The sequence below is a fragment of the Lysobacter sp. A421 genome (assembly GCF_054052145.1).
On the sequence record NZ_JBSVRL010000001.1, the window covers coordinates 442420 to 459117 of the forward strand.

A 16698-nucleotide genomic window follows, 5' to 3' on the forward strand; every position below is an offset into this window, starting at 1 on the left:
CGAAACTCGGCTGGCCGTACCATGGACATGGTGCGACGCTGCTGCAGATGGCTCACGCTATTAGATCTGACGGTTGCTCGTATAGACCGAGCGGCGGCACTGGTATAAAGTCGCCCGAGGTGCCCACCTTACTTGCACACGAGTAAAAAAAGGCGTTGCCTCACTGTCACTAAAACCTCTCTTTGAGCCTCGTCGTCGGGGACTTAAACGTGTGCGTCTGACCCGAAATCGACGTGGTATTGAGGAAGGGTTTTTCATGACAGTCAAAGAGCTCGCGCACTCCGCGCAGCAACATCTTCAGGCCCGCACTGGCGGTTCATTCAAGAGAACCCATATCTACGAGCTGTTGGCCGCATCTTTCGGCTTCAACTCTTACGCCGCACTCAGCGTTGATACCGTACTCACGGAGTTTCGCTCGAACGACAAGCGGGATGCCTTGCAAAGCACGCTCATCAAACAGCGTTGCATCGAGCTTGGGTATCGGCCTGATACCGCGACCCTGGCTGCAGTGACACTGGAGTCCTTTCTGGCAGAGCGCCAACTGGGTGTCGCGAGCATTTCGTCGCTAACCAACTGGCTGAGAGGGGGCTGGTCCGACCAGGACGACGACTTCGAAGGCGATCAGGACGAATTATTCGATCTTGCCGACGAGGATGGATTCAGGCCGGTCCTGTTGGACGGTCTGGATGCAGCCGCCAGGAAGGGCAATGCCCTGGCTCATTATGCGCTGGCGCTGATCCATGCCCCCGACGACGACCCGGACGCTGCGAATCCTTACTGGTACTCCCAAGAACAACAGGGCCGGATCTTGGCGGGCGTGCAAAAGGAATGGGCCGAAGCATACGTGGCTAACCTCGCTAAAACTGAAAAGTGTGTGCACCATCTCCGTGAGGCCGGTCGACTGGGCAATGAGGATGCACTTCTCGACCTGGCGGAGCAATTTGACGACCCATCGTTCTTCGAGCAGCCGCGCCGCGCTGTTGGTGCGGACCCTGCGGAAGTTGCCGCTATCGCAGAAAGCTTGGGGCGTGCCGCTGATGCCCGGCATTGGCTGACCGTCGCTGCCGAGAGCGGGGACACGGATGCCATGCTCCAGCTCATAGAGGAGCACGATCAAGGTGATCTGCTCCGATGCTGGACGTGGGCGTACCTCTCGCAGCTGGTCGGGAGGGATCTGACCCGGGATGCGCACTACGCAATCAACGAGGACGGTTCCGAATATGACGATGACGTTGGCGGGCCAGCCTATGTCGCAGGTCGCGACGGTATAGACCTCAAACCGCTCAGTGCGGAACAGGACGCCACTGCGAGACTTGCCGCGCGGGATCTGTTTGAACAGCTTGAACTGAAGGCAATGACCCAGTAATTTCTGCGCAGTCAGGCACTGAAGCGGGTATCAACTCACGCGGCGCTGCCCGCCGCGTGTCCCGAGGCCCAGGCCCATTGGAAGTTGTAGCCGCCCAGCCAGCCGGTGACGTCGAGCACCTCACCAACGAAGTACAGGCCGGGGACGTGCCGTGATTGCATCGTGCTGGAGGACACGCCATCGGTGTCCACGCCACCCAGGGTTACCTCCGCCGTCCGGTAGCCCTCGGTGCCACTGGCGACCAGCGGCCATCGCTCCAGTATCGATGCGACCTCGCGCAGCTGCGGCAGGTTGAACTGCTTCATCGGTCGCGCCGGTTGCAGTTGTGCCAACCAGACCTCGCACAGCCGCTGGGCGAATCGCTTGGGCAGCAGATCACCCAGCACGGTCTTGAGCTCGGCCGCCGGGCGCTCGGCCTGTAGCTGCTGCAAGCTTGCCAGTGCGTCGCGCCCGGGCAGCAGGTCCAGTTGCAGCTCGTCGCCGGGTTGCCAGTAGGACGAGATCTGCAGGATCGACGGTCCACTGATGCCGCGGTGGGTGACCAGCATGAAGTTGCTGAAGTCCTGCCCATTGCAGCTGGCAGTGACCGGCAGCGCGACGCCGCTGAGGTCGGCCAGGCGTTCCTGATGTTTGCCGCTGAGGGTCAACGGCACCAAGCCGGCGCGGGTCGGCAGCACATTGTGGCCAAACTGCCGGGCCAGCTCGTAACCGAAGCCGCTGGCGCCCATGCTCGGGATCGACAGCCCGCCGCAAGCGACCACCAGGGCGGGTGCACAGAAGGTTCCGCCGGTCGTGTGCAACCGGAATGGCCCGCTGCCCGATTGCGCGATCGACGGAGTCTGGGTCGACGGAGTCGTGGTCGACCGGCTCCCGGTCGACGTGCTCCCGGTCGCCAGATCGGCGGTGGCCCCGTGTTGCACACGCTCGACATGGCAACTGGTTTCCACTCGCACGCCGGCCGCGGCGCATTCGTCCAGCAGCATCTTCACGATCAGCTTGGATGAGACGTCGCAGAACAGCTGGCCGAGTTCCTTCTCATGGAAGGCGATACCGTGGCGCTCGACCATCTCGATGAAATGCCACGGCGTGTAGCGGGCGAGGGCGGACTTGCAGAAATGCGGGTTGCCCGACAGGAAGTTGTCGGCGCTGGTGCCGGTATTGGTGAAGTTGCAGCGGCCGCCGCCGGACATCAGGATCTTCTTGCCGACCCGGTTGGCATGTTCGACTACCAACACCCGCTTACCGCGCCGCCCGGCGGTGACCGCGCTCATCAGCCCGGCGGCACCGCCACCGATGACCAGAACGTCGTAGTGCTCCATTGCGTCGTGCGCTCCCGGCTTAGCGCGGTGCCATCCGCACAGTCGGCCGCAGCGAGGTGCTGCCGCGCTCGCCCATCAGTTGCAGCTCACCATCCTGGATCAACACATTCAGGCGCATGCCACGCTCGCCTATGGCCGGCAATGCGTCCACCACCTCAGCTGGGATGTCGATCACGGTGAGGTTCTTCAAGCGCGTCAGCGAGCTGGCGACCTTGTCCCACCAGATATCCGACGCGCGTCCGCCATAGTTGACCACGACCACTTGCTGGGCCCGTCCGCAGGCTTTCTTGATCCGCGATTCGTCGGGATGGCCGAGGTCGATCCACAACTCGATCTCGCCGGTATAGCTGCGCCGCGACAAACCCGGCTCGTCCTCGTCGCTGAGGCCGCGTCCAAACTCCAGCCGTTCGTCGGCATACAGCGCAAAGGCGAGCACCCGCACCATCAGCCGCTCGTCGGTCTCGGACGGATGCTGGGCGAGGGTGAGGTTGTGGGTGGCGTAGTAGTTGCGATCCATGTCGCTGATCTGCAACTCGGCCTTTACGACGGTGGATTTGAGCGCCATGGGGACATGGACTGCCTGACGAAGGGGATCGCCATTCTAGGCGCTGCAGGCACCGTCCGGACAGCCGCGTCAGCCGTCGCCCTGCAATTGCTGCGCATGTTCGCGATGCTCGGCGACGATATCGCGCGTCGCCTGCAGGTGTTCCCGGATTGCACCTTCGGCCATGGTTTCCAGATGCTCATCAATCAGTGCCAGCGCATCGGTGTGGCTGTCCACCATGGCCGCAAGGTAGGCGGCCGCGTACTGCTCGCCCTCCATCGTGCCCAGTTGCGTCAACGCTTTTTTGGTTTCCCCACGGTAGGTTTTCAAGGGCTCCGAATCGGTGATATCCACGCCTGACGAGTCTGCCAAGGCCCGTGTCTGGCTGAGGTTGCGACGATGCACGGTATGCATCGCATCGGCGTAGGCGCCGACCTCGCTATCGACCTGCTTTTCAATGGCCTGCGATGCGGCCGTGATTTCGTACTGGTCGATCGCGATAAGCCAGGCCAATGTCTCGCCGGGCGTGGCGGCTTTCTCCCCGGCTTGTGCCTTGGCGGTGTCGGGTGTGTTGGTCGGGGCGGAGCGCGCATTATCGGTATCGGATTGCATGCATCCTGATGTCGCAACTGCGAGGGCTGCGGCAATGGCGAAGGAAATTTTCCTGGACATGGTCGTACCTCCAACGGTTGTCGAGCCGCGCTTGGTGCGCGGAGAGAGCTCACCTGCAATCCTGAATCTAGATGAAACCCGTAGCACTCCGCGTGAAGGCCACGTGAGATCCTCCAGCTGCCGTTCGTGTCCCCCGCTAAGCTGAGCGGGTGAAGACGGCACTATTCAACACTGATGGCGTGGCAGCCAGCCGCCTGCAATTGATCCCCGGCCCCTGGCCGACGGTACTGGACGCGCTGTGCGCCAGGTTCCCGGCTATTGATCGGGACGCATGGTTGCGGCGTTTCCAGCGCGGGCTGGTGCTGGATGCTGACGGGACACCGTTGATGGCCGCTGCCACGCATCGCGCGGGAACGGTGGTCCAGTACTTCCGGGAAGTGGTCGATGAGCCGCGTATCCCGTTCCAGGAGGCCATCGTCCATCTCGATGAGCACATCCTGGTCGCTGACAAGCCCCATTTCCTGCCAGTCACACCGGCCGGCAGATTCGTCACAGAGACCTTGCTGGCACGGTTGATGCGCCGTACGGGGATAATGGATCTGGTGCCGCTGCACCGCATTGACCGCGCGACGGCGGGTCTGGTGCTGCTGTCGACCAACCCCGGGACCCGCGGAACCTACCAGGCGCTGTTTCGGGAGCGCCGGATCAGCAAGCACTACCAGGCACTGGCGCCGCCACTGCCGGACACGGCATTCCCGTTGCTCAGGCGCAGTTGCCTGGCCACGGGTGATCCGTTCTTCCGGATGGCCGAAATCGAGGGCGAGCCTAACAGTGAAAGCCGTATCGAGGTAATCGAACAGTCGGCGACGTCATGGTGCTACGCGTTGGAGCCGGTCACCGGCAAGAAGCATCAGTTGCGCGTGCACATGGCCGCACTGGGTGCCCCCATCGCCAACGATGGCCTCTACCCGGTACTGCGTGACTGCGCGGCAGATGACTACTCACGCCCACTGAAATTGCTGGCCAGATCACTGGCTTTCGTTGATCCGCTGACCGGGCGTCAGCGGAGCTTCCAGAGCCAGCGGACCTTGTCGGAGGCTGGCGCGCCGATCAGCGCGGCTTGAATGGTTTGCGTGGCGCGAAGCCGGCAGGTTTTCCATCCCTGGGTCCGGATGACCGGCCCGCGGGCCCCGAGTGTGGCTTTCCGGGATGGGGCTTTCCGGCATGCGGTGGCCGCGGTCCGCGCGGGCCCGGGGCGCGCGCGGCGACGTTGGCGCGCGGGCCACTGCGACCGCCTCCGGTGTCGCCAGCGTCGGCATGGCGGATACGCAATGGCTGGCCAGCGACGTAGACGCGCTTGAGGTGCTCCATCAGCTCGTGCGGCATGCCCTGGGGCAGGTCGACCAGACTGTAGTCGTCGCGGATGTCGATACGGCCGATGAAACGGCTTTCCAGGTCGGCTTCATTGGCAATCGCGCCAACGATATTTCCCGGTTGCACGCCGTGATCGTGGCCGACCTCGATGCGGAAGGTTTCCATGCCGATGTCTTCCGTACGTGGTGCGTTGCGCTCCGGCGGACGGCGCTCGGTGTTGCGCGGCTCCGGGCGCGGCTCGGGGCGTGAATCGTCGCGATGCGGCGGCGCGGCATCCTCGGAGAACATGGCCTCGGCGGCATTGGCCGGCGGGTTGCGATCCGGGAGCGGAGCGCTGGATCGCGGGCTGTGGCTGGCCGCTGCCGGCGGGTTGCCGAAGTCGCGTGGTTCGCGGGGCTCACGAGCCGGCGGCGCCACGTGGCGCTCGTCGAAGCTGCGCGGGGCGGCATCGCGCTCCGTGCGTTGCTGACGCGGCGGGCGCGGCGGCTGGCCCCGATGGCCGACATCGCGGGGACTGGCTCCGCGCGGGTCCGGGCGCGGCTCGTACTTCGCGCGCGGCGGCGGAGGGGCCAGCAGCAGAGGATGGTCACCCTGGAACAGCTTGGCCAGTGCCGCAGCGATCTCCACCGCAGGCACATTCTGCTCACGTTCGTAGCGCTCGATCAGCTCGCGGAACATCCCCAGGTCATTGTCGGCCAGGGTGTCGGTGATGCGGTCGAGAAATTTGGAGACGCGCTGCTCGTTGACCGTCTCGATGGTCGGCAATTCCATCTGCTCGATCGGTTGCCGGGTGGCTCGCTCGATCGAGCGCAGCATGCCGCGCTCGCGCGGGGCGACAAACAGGATCGCCTCGCCCTTGCGCCCCGCGCGACCGGTGCGGCCGATGCGGTGGACATAGCTTTCAGTGTCGTAGGGAATGTCGTAGTTCAGCACGTGGCTGATGCGCTCCACGTCCAGGCCACGCGCGGCGACGTCGGTGGCCACCAGCACGTCGATCTTGCCGTCCTTGAGATTCTGGATGGTCCGTTCGCGCTGCTGCTGTTGCACATCACCATTGATGGCGGCGGCGGAAATTCCGCGTGCGGCAAGTTTGGAAGCCAGTTCATCGGTACCCAGCTTGGTGCGGGCAAACACGATCATGGCGTCGAACGGCTCGGCTTCCAGTATCCGGGTCAGTGCGTCGAGCTTCTGGACACCGCTGACAGCCCAGTACCGCTGCCGGATGTTGGCGGCGGTGCTGGTCTTGTTCTTGATCGCAATCTCGACCGGATCTTTCAGGTAGGTCTGGGCGATGCGCTTGATCTGCGACGGCATCGTGGCTGAGAACAGTGCGACCTGGCGCGTTTCCGGGGTCTTCTTCAGGACCGTCTCGACGTCGTCGATGAAGCCCATGCGCAGCATCTCGTCGGCCTCGTCCAGGACCAGACAACGCAGTTCGGACAAGTCCAGCGAGCCACGTTCGAGGTGATCAATCACCCGCCCTGGCGTGCCCACGATCACCTGCACGCCGCGCTTGAGCGCCTGCAACTGCGGATAATAACTCTGGCCACCGTAAATGGGCAGCACGTTGAATTTGCGCAGGTGGACGGAATAGGTCTGGAACGCCTCGGCGACCTGGATCGCCAGCTCGCGTGTCGGCGCCAGCACCAGAGCCTGGGGCTTGAACTGGTTTGGATCGATACGGGCCAGGATCGGCAGCGCAAACGCCGCGGTCTTGCCGGTACCGGTCTGGGCCTGACCAATCACGTCCCGGCCGGCCATCAGGGGCGGAATGGTCGCGGCCTGGATGGGGGAAGGTGACTCGTAGCCCAGGTCCGCGATCCCGCGCAACAGCGCGTCCGGCAGGCCCAGATCGGTGAAGTTCGGTGAAGTTGAGGTTGAAGTGTCGGGGGAAGCGGGCGTTTCGGCGCTCATCGCAATTCTCGGCAGCGCCGGCAAGTCCGGTCGGGTAGACCGCCTAGTTTAGCGCTCACCGGCAGTGCGCGTGTAACTTTCGCGATCAACCGCTAGCGACCGGTTATGAGTCGGTCACGCCGTTTCCGCATATTGGAGGCCCGGCAACGCGGTCAGCCCGCTGGTTCAGCCCTGGACCGGGGTGTGGCTGGTCGGGGTGACGGCTGCGTCGCCGCTGGTATCGGTCGTATCGGTCGTATCGGTTTTGGTGGGCTGCTTGCGAGACAGCTTTTCTTCTTTCTTCTTCTTTTTCGCGATCTCGCGCTGTCGCTTCTCAAACGAATAATTCGGCTTTGCCATGGGCATCTCCTTGCGGGTGAATGCGACCAGTCTAGGGCATGCAGCTTTTTCATGGCGACGGCGGTCACCGCGAGTCTCCGCCAGTGTGTTTACGATGGGGTATTTCCTGGCGTTCCGAGCGACATCATGATTACCGTCCATCATCTCGAGAATTCGCGTTCACAACGCGTGCCATGGTTGCTGGAGGAGCTGGGCCTGCGCTATGAGCTGGTGCGTTACCAGCGCGACCCGCAGACGCTGCTTGCGCCGCCGGAACTGCGCCAGATCCACCCACTGGGCAAGTCACCGGTGCTGGAAGAAGATGGCTTGGTGGTGGCCGAGTCCGGCGCGATCATTGACTACCTGATCGAACAGCACGACCAGGCCCATCGACTATCGCCCGCGCCTGGGCCGGCGGATGATCCGGAGCAGCTGCGGTACCGCTATTGGCTGCATTACGCAGAAGGATCGGCGATGCCGCCGTTGCTGCTCAGCCTGGTGTTCTCACGGCTGAAGCAGGCACCGATGCCGTTCTTCGCCAAGCCGGTCGCGCGCGCCATTGCCGAAAAGACCCTGAAGGCGTTCGTGCGCCCGCAGATCAAGTTGCACATGGACTACATCGATGCCGAGCTGGCCAAACAGCCGTGGTTTGCCGGGGAGCGCTTTACCGCCGCCGACATCCAGATGAGCATCCCGATCGAACTGGCCACGGCGCGTTCCGGTGGAACCGTGTGGCCCAACCTGCAACGTTTCCTGGACCAGATCCGCGCGCGTCCGGCCTACCAGCTGGCGTTGGAGCGCAGTGGTGGACTTGAGCCGGCCCGATGAGTCCGCTGCAGTGAGCGCCCTGCCATGCTGAAACTTGAATTTGACAACGTATTCCTGCGCGAGATGCCCGGTGACCCCGAGTCCGGCTCGCGGGTACGGTCGGTCGAGAGCGCGTTGTGGTCGTCGGTCGAGCCGACGCCGGTGCTCGCGCCGCGGCTGCTTGCCTACTCGGCTGAAATGGCCGCAAGTCTTGGCTTCACCGGACAAGACGTCGCGTCGCCGCAGTTTGCGCGGATCTTTGCCGGTAACGAACGGTTGCCGGGCATGCAGCCTTTCGCGTCCAACTACGGTGGCCATCAGTTTGGCCATTGGGCCGGGCAATTGGGCGATGGCCGGGCGATCAGCCTGGGCGAGGCGGTGACCGCCACGGGCGAGCGTTGGGAGCTGCAGCTCAAGGGCGCTGGCCCGACCCCATACTCCCGCAACGCCGACGGTCGCGCGGTGCTGCGCTCATCGGTACGGGAGTTCCTGTGCAGCGAAGCGATGCACCACCTGGGTGTGCCGACCACGCGCGCGTTGAGCCTGGTGGCCACCGGCGAGTCCGTGGTCCGCGACATGTTCTACGACGGACACCCCGCGCCCGAACCGGGTGCGATCGTCTGTCGCATGGCGCCGTCGCTGCTGCGCTTCGGGAACTTCGAGTTGCCTGCCTCGCGGGGGGACATCGATCTGTTGCGGCAACTGGCCGACTTCTGCATCCGCCGCGACTTCCCGCACCTGGAGGGCGAGGGCGAAGCGCTGTATGGCGCCTGGTTCACGGAAATCTGCGAGCGCACTGCGGTGATGATCGGTCACTGGATGCGGGTCGGCTTCGTGCATGGCGTGATGAACACCGACAACATGTCGGTTCTGGGTCTGACCATCGACTACGGCCCGTATGGCTGGATCGACAACTTCGATCCGGACTGGACCCCCAACACCACCGATGCCCAGCGCAAACGCTACCGATTCGGCCAGCAACCGGCCGTGGCGTACTGGAACCTGGGCCGGTTAGCCGGCGCGCTGGCGCCGTTGTTCGACGGGGTGGAGGGGTTGCAGGAGGGGTTGCAGGCCTATGCCGATACCTGGAATGCCACGAGCCGCGACAACACCGCACGCAAACTGGGCCTGGCAGAGTGTCGCGACCAGGATGTGGAATTGATGGAAACGTTGCAGGAGCTCCTGCATGAGGCCGAAGTCGACATGACGATGTTCTTCCGGGAGTTGATCGACTTCAAACCGGACGCGCCTTCACCGGAGCGGTTTGCGGAGTCTTTCTACGACCCCGCCAAGCGTGCGGCCGCGATGCCGGCGCTCGAGGATTGGCTGGTGCGCTACGCACGACGCCTTGGCGAAGATGCGCTGGAGCCACTGCAACGACAGGCCCGGATGCGCGCTGCCAACCCGCGTTACGTGTTGCGCAATTATCTGGCCCAGCAGGCGATTGACCGCGCGACGGGCGGCGACATGGGCGCAGTGGAGGAGTTGCTGGAGGTCATGCGTCGCCCGTATGACGACCAGCCCGGCCGCGAGGCATTCGCGGCCAGACGGCCTGACTGGGCCCGCGACAAGGCCGGGTGCTCGATGCTGTCATGTAGCTCGTGAGCGCGCGGACCGCAGGTTAACAGGCGTGGAGCGAGGCAGGCTCCCTCCAGTCGGAGGGCCCTGCCAGGCCCGGTTCATCGAAGCGCCCGCGAATGCCGGGATCAACGTTGCCGCTCAAGTCGGCGCGAACGCCTTGCCAGCCTTTTTGTCGCGTTTTTCAGCCTTCTTTTCCTTCATGGTCTTGGCCGGTTTCTTTTTCTCGCTTTTCTTCTGGTCCATGCCCTTGCTCATGCCGTTCTCCTGGGTGCCGCAGTTGGGTCGACGCGGACGTTGGACGCCGCACACTGCAGTATGCACTTTGCCCGGCCGGAAACGTCCTCCCGGCGGCGCCAGCCAAGTAGAATGGGCGGATGTCATTGATCACCCTGAATAGCGTCGACTACAGCGTCGGCGGCCCGCTCCTGCTCGAGAACGTCGAGCTGTCCATTGAATCCGGCGAGCGCATCGCCCTGATCGGCCGCAACGGTGCCGGCAAGTCGACCTTGCTGCGCCTGCTGTCGGGCACGATCCATCCCGACGACGGCGAGATTCGCCGTGAGAGCGGCCGCCGGATTGCGCGGCTCGAACAGGAAGTTCCCAAGGAAGCCACTGGCAGCGTGTTCGACGTGGTCGCCGAAGGGATGGGTGAACTGGGCGCCTGGCTGGCGGAATACCACCGCATCAGCCATGCCGAGGTATTCGATGGCGACGCCCTGGCTGACGTGCAGGCCAAAATCGAGACCGCCAACGGTTGGGGCGCCGACCAACGGGTAGTGGAGACGCTGGACCGTCTCGGCCTGGACGGCGACGCGGCATTCACCGGCCTGTCAGGCGGCATGAAGCGTCGGGTCCTGCTGGCGCGTGCGCTGGTGTCGGCGCCCGACCTGCTGCTGCTGGACGAGCCAACCAACCACCTGGACATCGAGGCGATCGACTGGCTGGAGGAGTTCCTCAAGTCATCCTGGAAGGGCGCTTTGGTATTCGTGACCCATGACCGGCGCTTCCTGCGTGCGCTGGCGACAAGGATCGTGGAAATCGACCGCGGCCAGGTCACCAGCTGGCCGGGGGACTGGGCCAAATACGAGCGCCGACGCGAGGAGCGGTTGAACGCGGAAGCTCAGGAGAACGCGCGCTTCGACAAAATGTTGGCGCAAGAGGAAATCTGGATCCGCCAGGGCATCAAGGCCCGGCGCGTGCGTGACGAAGGCCGCGTTCGTCGCCTCAAGGCGATGCGCAACGAGCGCATGGAACGCCGCAACCACGTCGGCAACGTGCGCATGGACCTGGCCCAGGCCGAGTCCTCGGGCAAGAAGGTCGTGGAGGCCAAGCACGTCTCGTTCGACTTTGGCGGCAAGCCGCTGATGCGCGACGTATCCACCACCATCTTCCGCGGCGACCGGATCGGCCTGATCGGCCCCAACGGCAGCGGCAAGACCACCTTGCTCAAGGTATTGCTGGGCGAGCTGCCGCCGCGCGAAGGCGAGGTGCGCACCGGCAGCAACCTGCAGGTTGCGTATTTCGACCAGTACCGCGCCACCCTGCGAGAGGACTGGAGCGCGCTGGAAAACGTCTCGGAGGGACGTGAGTTCGTTGAGGTCGGCGGCAAGCAGAAGCACGTCATCGGCTACCTGCAGGACTTCCTGTTCACCCCCGAGCGCGCCCGCGCACCGATCACCAGGCTGTCGGGTGGCGAGCGCAACCGGCTGCTGCTGGCCAAGCTGTTCGCCCAGCCGTCCAACCTGCTGGTCATGGATGAGCCGACCAACGACCTCGATGTAGAGACCCTGGAGTTGCTGGAAGAACTGTTGGCTGACTACCCGGGCACCTTGCTGCTGGTCAGCCATGACCGCGACTTCCTCGACAACGTGGTGACGTCCACGCTGGTCATGGAAGGCGACGGCCGCGTGGGTGAATACATCGGCGGTTACAGCGACTGGTTGCGCCAGCGACGGGTCGAGTTCACCGCGCCGGCGTCGGCCCGCTCGACCCCGATGCCGGTGTCGCCGGTCGCTGCCGCAGTCACTACGCCAACGGCGCCCAAACGCAAGCTCAGCTACAAGGATGCGCGCGAACTGGAACAGTTGCCGGCGCTGATCGAAAGCCTGGAAACCCGGATCTCGGCGATGACGGCGGAGATGAACGAGCCGGCGTTCTATCAGCGTGGCGCCGAGGCGATCACCGCGCACAACGTCGCGATGGCCGAGGCTGGCACCGAGCTGGAGGCAGCCTACGCGCGCTGGGCGGTGCTGGAAGATGCCGACTGACCCCGTCCGTGACCGCAGCGGCTTCGTCCAGGTACGTGGCGCGCGTGAGCACAACCTGCAGGATGTCGACGTCGACATCCCGCGGGATGCGCTGGTGGTCTTCACCGGGGTGTCCGGTTCGGGCAAGTCATCGCTGGCGTTTGGCACCCTGTATGCGGAGGCGCAGCGTCGCTACCTGGACTCGGTGGCGCCGTACGCGCGCCGCTTGATCGACCAGGCCGGAATACCCCAGGTCGACTCGATCGAAGGGCTGCCGCCGGCGGTCGCTCTGCAACAGCAGCGTGGCTCGCCCAGCACACGCTCGTCGGTCGGCAGCGTCACCACGTTGTCGAACGCGTTGAGAATGTTGTACTCACGCGCCGGCCGCTACCCGCCCGGGCAGCCGATCATCTACGCCGATGGTTTCTCGCCCAACACGCCGCAGGGCGCCTGCCCGCAATGCCACGGCCTGGGCTCCGTGCACGAGGTCACCGAGCGGTCGATGGTGCCCGATGACTCGCTGAGCATCCGCGAACGTGCGGTGGCCGCCTGGCCGCCGGCCTGGCACGGGCAGAACCAGCGCGACATCCTGGTCACGCTGGGCTACGACATTGATGTTCCCTGGCGCGAGCTGCCGCAGGCGCAACGCGACTGGATCCTGTTCACCGACGAGCAGCCGGTAGTGCCGGTCTACCGCGACTTGACCCCGGAGCAGACACGAGCGGCGCTCGAACGCGGCGACAACCCCAGTTACAAGGGCACGTTCTCCAGCGCGCAGCGTTATGTGCTGCACACCTTCGCGCACACCCAGAGCGCGATGATCAAGAAGCGCGTCGCGCAATACATGGTCAGCACCACCTGCCCGCTGTGCGAAGGCAAGCGGTTGCGGCGCGAGGCGCTGTCGGTGACCTTCTCCGGTCTGGATATCGGCGAGTTGTCGCGACTGCCGTTGAAACAGCTGGCCCGATTGCTGCAGCCGGTTGCGGAGGGCGCCCCGGTCGACGTGCAGCAGGCCAAGGCGCACCCCGAACAGGCCGTAGTGGCCCAGCGCATCGCGCACGACCTGCTGGCGCGGATCGGCATCATCGTCGGGCTTGGGCTGGGCTATCTGACGCTTGAGCGCACCACGCCGACCCTGTCGCCGGGCGAGTTGCAGCGGCTGCGGCTGGCGACCCAGATCCGCTCCAACCTGTTCGGCGTGGTCTACGTCCTCGACGAGCCGTCCGCCGGCCTGCATCCGGCCGACACCCAGGCGTTGCTGACGGCGCTGGAGCAGCTGAAGGACGCGGGCAACTCGCTGTTCGTAGTCGAGCACGAGACCGATGTCATCCGCCGTGCGGACTGGCTGGTCGATATCGGCCCGGCGGCGGGCGAGCACGGCGGCCGCGTGCTGTACAGCGGGCTGCCGGATGGCCTGTCGGGCGTCGCCGACTCGCAGACCGCGCGCTACCTGTTCGACCGTGCGGCGGTGCCTGTGCGGGTACCGCGCACGCCGACGGGCTGGTTGCGGCTGGAGGGCGTCAGCCGCAACAACCTGGACGGGGTAGACGTCGGATTCCCTCTGGGCGTGTTCACCACCGTCACCGGCGTGTCCGGCTCGGGCAAATCCAGCCTGGTCAGCCAAGCGCTGGTCGAACTGCTTTCCGGGCACCTTGGCCAGTCGGTGCGCGCCGACGCGGACGATGCCGAGCAGCTCGAGCCGGCGCCCGTCACCCGGGGCGGCCGCATCACCGAAGGCCTCGACCAGATCACGCGTCTGGTCACCGTTGACCAGAAGCCGATCGGTCGTACCCCGCGCTCGAACCTGGCCACCTACACCGGCCTGTTCGACCATGTGCGCAAGCTGTTTGCGGCGACACCGCAGGCGCGCGAGCGCGGCTACGATGCGGGCCGCTTTTCGTTCAATGTCGCCAAGGGCCGTTGCGAGACCTGCGAAGGCGAGGGCTTCGTCAGCGTCGAATTACTGTTCATGCCGAGCGTTTACGCGCCTTGCCCCAGCTGCCATGGCGCCCGTTACAACCCCCAGACGCTCGAGGTCAGCTACCGCGGCCGCAACATCGCCGAGGTGCTGGCGTTGACCGTGGATGCCGCCGCCGACTTCTTCGCCGGTGATCCGCCGGTAGCGCGGCCGCTGAAGGTGCTGCGCGAGGTCGGTCTGGGCTATCTGCGCCTGGGCCAGCCGGCCACGGAGCTGTCGGGCGGGGAAGCGCAGCGGATCAAGCTGGCCAGTGAACTGCAACGTGCGCACCGGCGAGGCACGCTGTACCTGCTGGACGAGCCGACCACGGGCCTGCACCCGGCCGACGTGGACGTGCTGATGCGGCAGCTGGACGGGCTGGTCGAGGCGGGCAATACCGTCATCGTGGTTGAGCACGACATACGTGTGGCCGCGGCCAGCGACTGGATCATCGACATCGGTCCTGGCGGCGGTGACGAGGGCGGCAAGGTGGTGGTGCAAGGCACTCCGCAGGAGGTTTGCCAATCGCGACATAGCCGGACTGCGCCCTTCCTGGCAGCATGTTGCGGTTGAGCCGGGTTACGGCTTGAGCAGCCGCGGAACGCTTCCGGTGCTCAAAACGCCCGACTGATGGTGAAGCTCCCATACGCAGGACGGTTGCGCTGACCCTCGAACTCCCGGGAACGGAAGTAGCGGGCGAAAGCAAACTTGGTGCGGCCACGGGTCATGGCGACGCCGATTGCGGCTTCGGCGACCAGTGGCTCCTTGTCGACGCTGTGGCTTCTGCGGAACGTGTTGCCATCAAGGGTCAGGTCGCGCAGCACCCACCGCGCATCGGCGGCAAGGAACGCATGCCAGGACCAGCCCCGTACCATCCTTCGATCAATGGTCGGCGAGGTGTTGTTGCCTGCCGGCCGTATCGGGCTGGAGCCGAAATCGTCCGGCAGCCGGTGGCCGAGCCGCAACTCGAACCCGGCGTTCGCATGGGTGTGTAAATTGCCGATCGCTCCACCCCAGTGCGAAACTGCATCCCATTCCAGGTAGCCCTCGCCGATCGTAACCGCCGGCTGTCGGCGTGACCGTTCGTGGACAAGGTTCAGTACCGGCTCGTTGTGCAGTTGGTGCTCCCAACCGTGGAACTTGTCCGCGCCGACGATGTCGTGGATCAGGTCCTGGGTGCGTTCGGCCAGCGAGGCGGGACCGACCATGCCCACCAGCAGTTGCGTGGTGAATAGTTCGTGTTCCTTGCGGGCGTTGTAGCCGAAGCCCACCAGCAGCGCGCCCGCGTATGGCCGGTCGTGCTCGATCAGGTCCGTCCGTGTGTGGTCCCCGGGGGTGAATATCCCCTGGGCGACAGTGACAACCATGTTCTGCTGGTCGAAGCCCCCGGGCTGGATGCGTTGCAGGTATCCATTCAACCAGCGCGCCGGCGCCGGCAGGCACGGGTCGTCGACATAGTCCTTGAGATTGGGCGAGACCATGGTCAGCAGCACGCCACTGGTGTAACCCTCGTCCCGGTTCGCGAACAGATCGTTGTCCACCCGCAAGCTGACGACCGGCGGGTAGGCTGCCAGGGTGGAGTCCTCGGGGCAGACGGCCTGCGCGGCGGCAAGGCCAGGCAACAACACGCCCAGCGCCAGCACGCACCATTGGCCCAGGTGGTATCGCTTGGCCGCCATGGGACGCCCTTTACGCGCTGGCGCTATCGAGCAGGGTGATCTCGGTCGCCGGGAGCGCCAGCAGGGTTGAGCGAACCAGACTGTCGAGCTGCTCGATTGTGGTGGCGCTGGCGATCGGCGCGGTGACGCCTTCACGCGCGATCAGCCAGGCCAACGCGACTTCGGCCGGCGTCGCGTCGAGGTTTGCCGCTACCGCGTCCAGTGCCTGCAGGATCTTCAGGCCACGCGCGTCGAGATACCGGGCGATGCCCTGGCCACGCACGCTCTTGCCCAGGTCCTCGCTGGAGCGGTACTTGCCCGACAGGAAGCCCGAGGCGAGGCTGTAGTACGTGATTACGCCCTGGCCTTCGGCGATGCAAAGATCGCGCAGTCCGGCCTCGTAGCCGGCGCGGTCGTAGAGGTTGTACTCGGGCTGCTGGACCTCGTAGCGTGGCAGGTCCTTTTCCGATGCCACCGCGAGTGCCTCGCGAAGCTGTGCCGCATCTAGGTTGGAGGCGCCGATGGTCCGCACCTTGCCTTGGGCGATGAGCTGCTCGTAGGCGCGCAGGGTTTCCTCCACCGCCGTATCCGGATCCGGCTGATGGCTCAGGTAAAGGTCGATGCGGTCGGTCTGCAGCCGGCGCAGCGAGTCTTCGGCAGCCGTAATGATCCATTTCGCCGACAGGCCCTTGCGGTCGGGGGCCATCTGCGAGCCGACCTTGGTGATGATGACGGTCTTCTCGCGCCGGGCGGGGGCTGCCTTGAGCCAGTTGCCGATGATGGTCTCCGACTCGCCGCCCTGATTGCCGGGCACCCAGGTGGAGTACACGTCGGCGGTGTCTATGGCGTTCAGGCCGGCATCGATGAAGCGGTCGAGCAGGGCGAAGGCGGTCGGCTGATCCACCGTCCAGCCGAATACGTTGCCGCCGAATACCAGCGGTGCGATCTGCAGGCCGCTACGGCCAAGGGGACGCTTGTTCATGGAGGTTCCTCTTGCGTGTT

Annotated in this window: 13 protein-coding genes; 6 read left to right on the forward strand and 7 right to left on the reverse strand. The window is 65.0% G+C overall.

Going from position 1 to position 16698, the window contains the following annotated elements; genetic code table 11:
• Window positions 1-256 precede the first annotated feature (256 nt).
• Window positions 257-1366: a hypothetical protein gene (locus ACW7G6_RS02095; protein ID WP_456997458.1), complete on the forward strand. Its 1110-nt coding sequence runs from the start codon at window positions 257-259 to the stop codon at window positions 1364-1366.
• Between the two features lie 35 nt (window positions 1367-1401).
• Here ACW7G6_RS02095 and ACW7G6_RS02100 read toward each other — a convergent pair whose 3' ends face one another.
• From ACW7G6_RS02100 to ACW7G6_RS02110, 3 genes are all read right to left on the reverse strand, one after another.
• Window positions 1402-2685: an NAD(P)/FAD-dependent oxidoreductase gene (locus tag ACW7G6_RS02100; protein WP_456997459.1), complete on the reverse strand. Its 1284-nt coding sequence runs from the start codon at window positions 2683-2685 to the stop codon at window positions 1402-1404.
• Between the two features lie 19 nt (window positions 2686-2704).
• Window positions 2705-3250 carry a YaeQ family protein gene (locus ACW7G6_RS02105; protein ID WP_456979233.1) on the reverse strand — a complete coding sequence of 182 codons (546 nt, stop codon included), beginning with the start codon at window positions 3248-3250 and terminating at the stop codon, window positions 2705-2707.
• Between the two features lie 69 nt (window positions 3251-3319).
• The gene (locus ACW7G6_RS02110; RefSeq protein WP_456979234.1) at window positions 3320-3841 is read right to left on the reverse strand and encodes a DUF4142 domain-containing protein; all 522 of its coding nucleotides are present in this window, start codon (window positions 3839-3841) and stop codon (window positions 3320-3322) included.
• 209 nt (window positions 3842-4050) lie between these two features.
• On the opposite strand from ACW7G6_RS02110, the gene ACW7G6_RS02115 reads away from it, so the two are divergent.
• The gene (locus ACW7G6_RS02115; RefSeq protein ID WP_456997460.1) at window positions 4051-4965 is read left to right on the forward strand and encodes an RluA family pseudouridine synthase; all 915 of its coding nucleotides are present in this window, start codon (window positions 4051-4053) and stop codon (window positions 4963-4965) included.
• On the opposite strand, the gene ACW7G6_RS02120 is transcribed toward ACW7G6_RS02115, so the two are convergent.
• The gene (locus ACW7G6_RS02120; protein WP_456997461.1) at window positions 4952-7129 is read right to left on the reverse strand and encodes a DEAD/DEAH box helicase; all 2178 of its coding nucleotides are present in this window, start codon (window positions 7127-7129) and stop codon (window positions 4952-4954) included. The genes ACW7G6_RS02115 and ACW7G6_RS02120 overlap by 14 nt on opposite strands.
• A 165-nt stretch (window positions 7130-7294) precedes the next feature.
• Window positions 7295-7468: a hypothetical protein gene (locus tag ACW7G6_RS02125; RefSeq protein WP_456979240.1), complete on the reverse strand. Its 174-nt coding sequence runs from the start codon at window positions 7466-7468 to the stop codon at window positions 7295-7297.
• Window positions 7469-7594: 126 nt separating this feature from the next.
• Between ACW7G6_RS02125 and ACW7G6_RS02130 the strand changes: the two genes are divergently transcribed.
• The 4 genes from ACW7G6_RS02130 to uvrA all read left to right on the forward strand — a co-directional run bounded on the left by ACW7G6_RS02130 (window position 7595) and on the right by uvrA (window position 14611).
• Window positions 7595-8275 (forward strand): glutathione S-transferase, encoded by a 681-nt coding sequence (locus tag ACW7G6_RS02130; protein WP_456979241.1) that lies wholly within the window; start codon window positions 7595-7597, stop codon window positions 8273-8275.
• 24 nt (window positions 8276-8299) lie between these two features.
• Complete coding sequence (locus ACW7G6_RS02135) at window positions 8300-9859, forward strand: protein adenylyltransferase SelO (protein ID WP_456997462.1); 1560 nt, start codon at window positions 8300-8302, stop codon at window positions 9857-9859.
• A 350-nt stretch (window positions 9860-10209) separates the two neighbouring features.
• Window positions 10210-12102, forward strand: coding sequence for an ATP-binding cassette domain-containing protein (locus tag ACW7G6_RS02140; RefSeq protein WP_456997463.1), 1893 nt, complete (start codon window positions 10210-10212; stop codon window positions 12100-12102).
• A complete protein-coding gene (uvrA, locus tag ACW7G6_RS02145) occupies window positions 12092-14611 on the forward strand; it encodes an excinuclease ABC subunit UvrA (protein ID WP_456997464.1) in 2520 nt (839 codons plus the stop codon). The genes ACW7G6_RS02140 and uvrA overlap by 11 nt, the downstream gene beginning before the upstream one ends.
• Window positions 14612-14652: 41 nt before the next feature.
• On the opposite strand, the gene ACW7G6_RS02150 is transcribed toward uvrA, so the two are convergent.
• Window positions 14653-15717 carry a lipid A deacylase LpxR family protein gene (locus tag ACW7G6_RS02150; RefSeq protein ID WP_456997465.1) on the reverse strand — a complete coding sequence of 355 codons (1065 nt, stop codon included), beginning with the start codon at window positions 15715-15717 and terminating at the stop codon, window positions 14653-14655.
• 10 nt (window positions 15718-15727) lie between these two features.
• Window positions 15728-16678 (reverse strand): aldo/keto reductase, encoded by a 951-nt coding sequence (locus ACW7G6_RS02155; protein ID WP_456997466.1) that lies wholly within the window; start codon window positions 16676-16678, stop codon window positions 15728-15730.
• Between the last annotated feature and the right edge of the window lie 20 nt (window positions 16679-16698).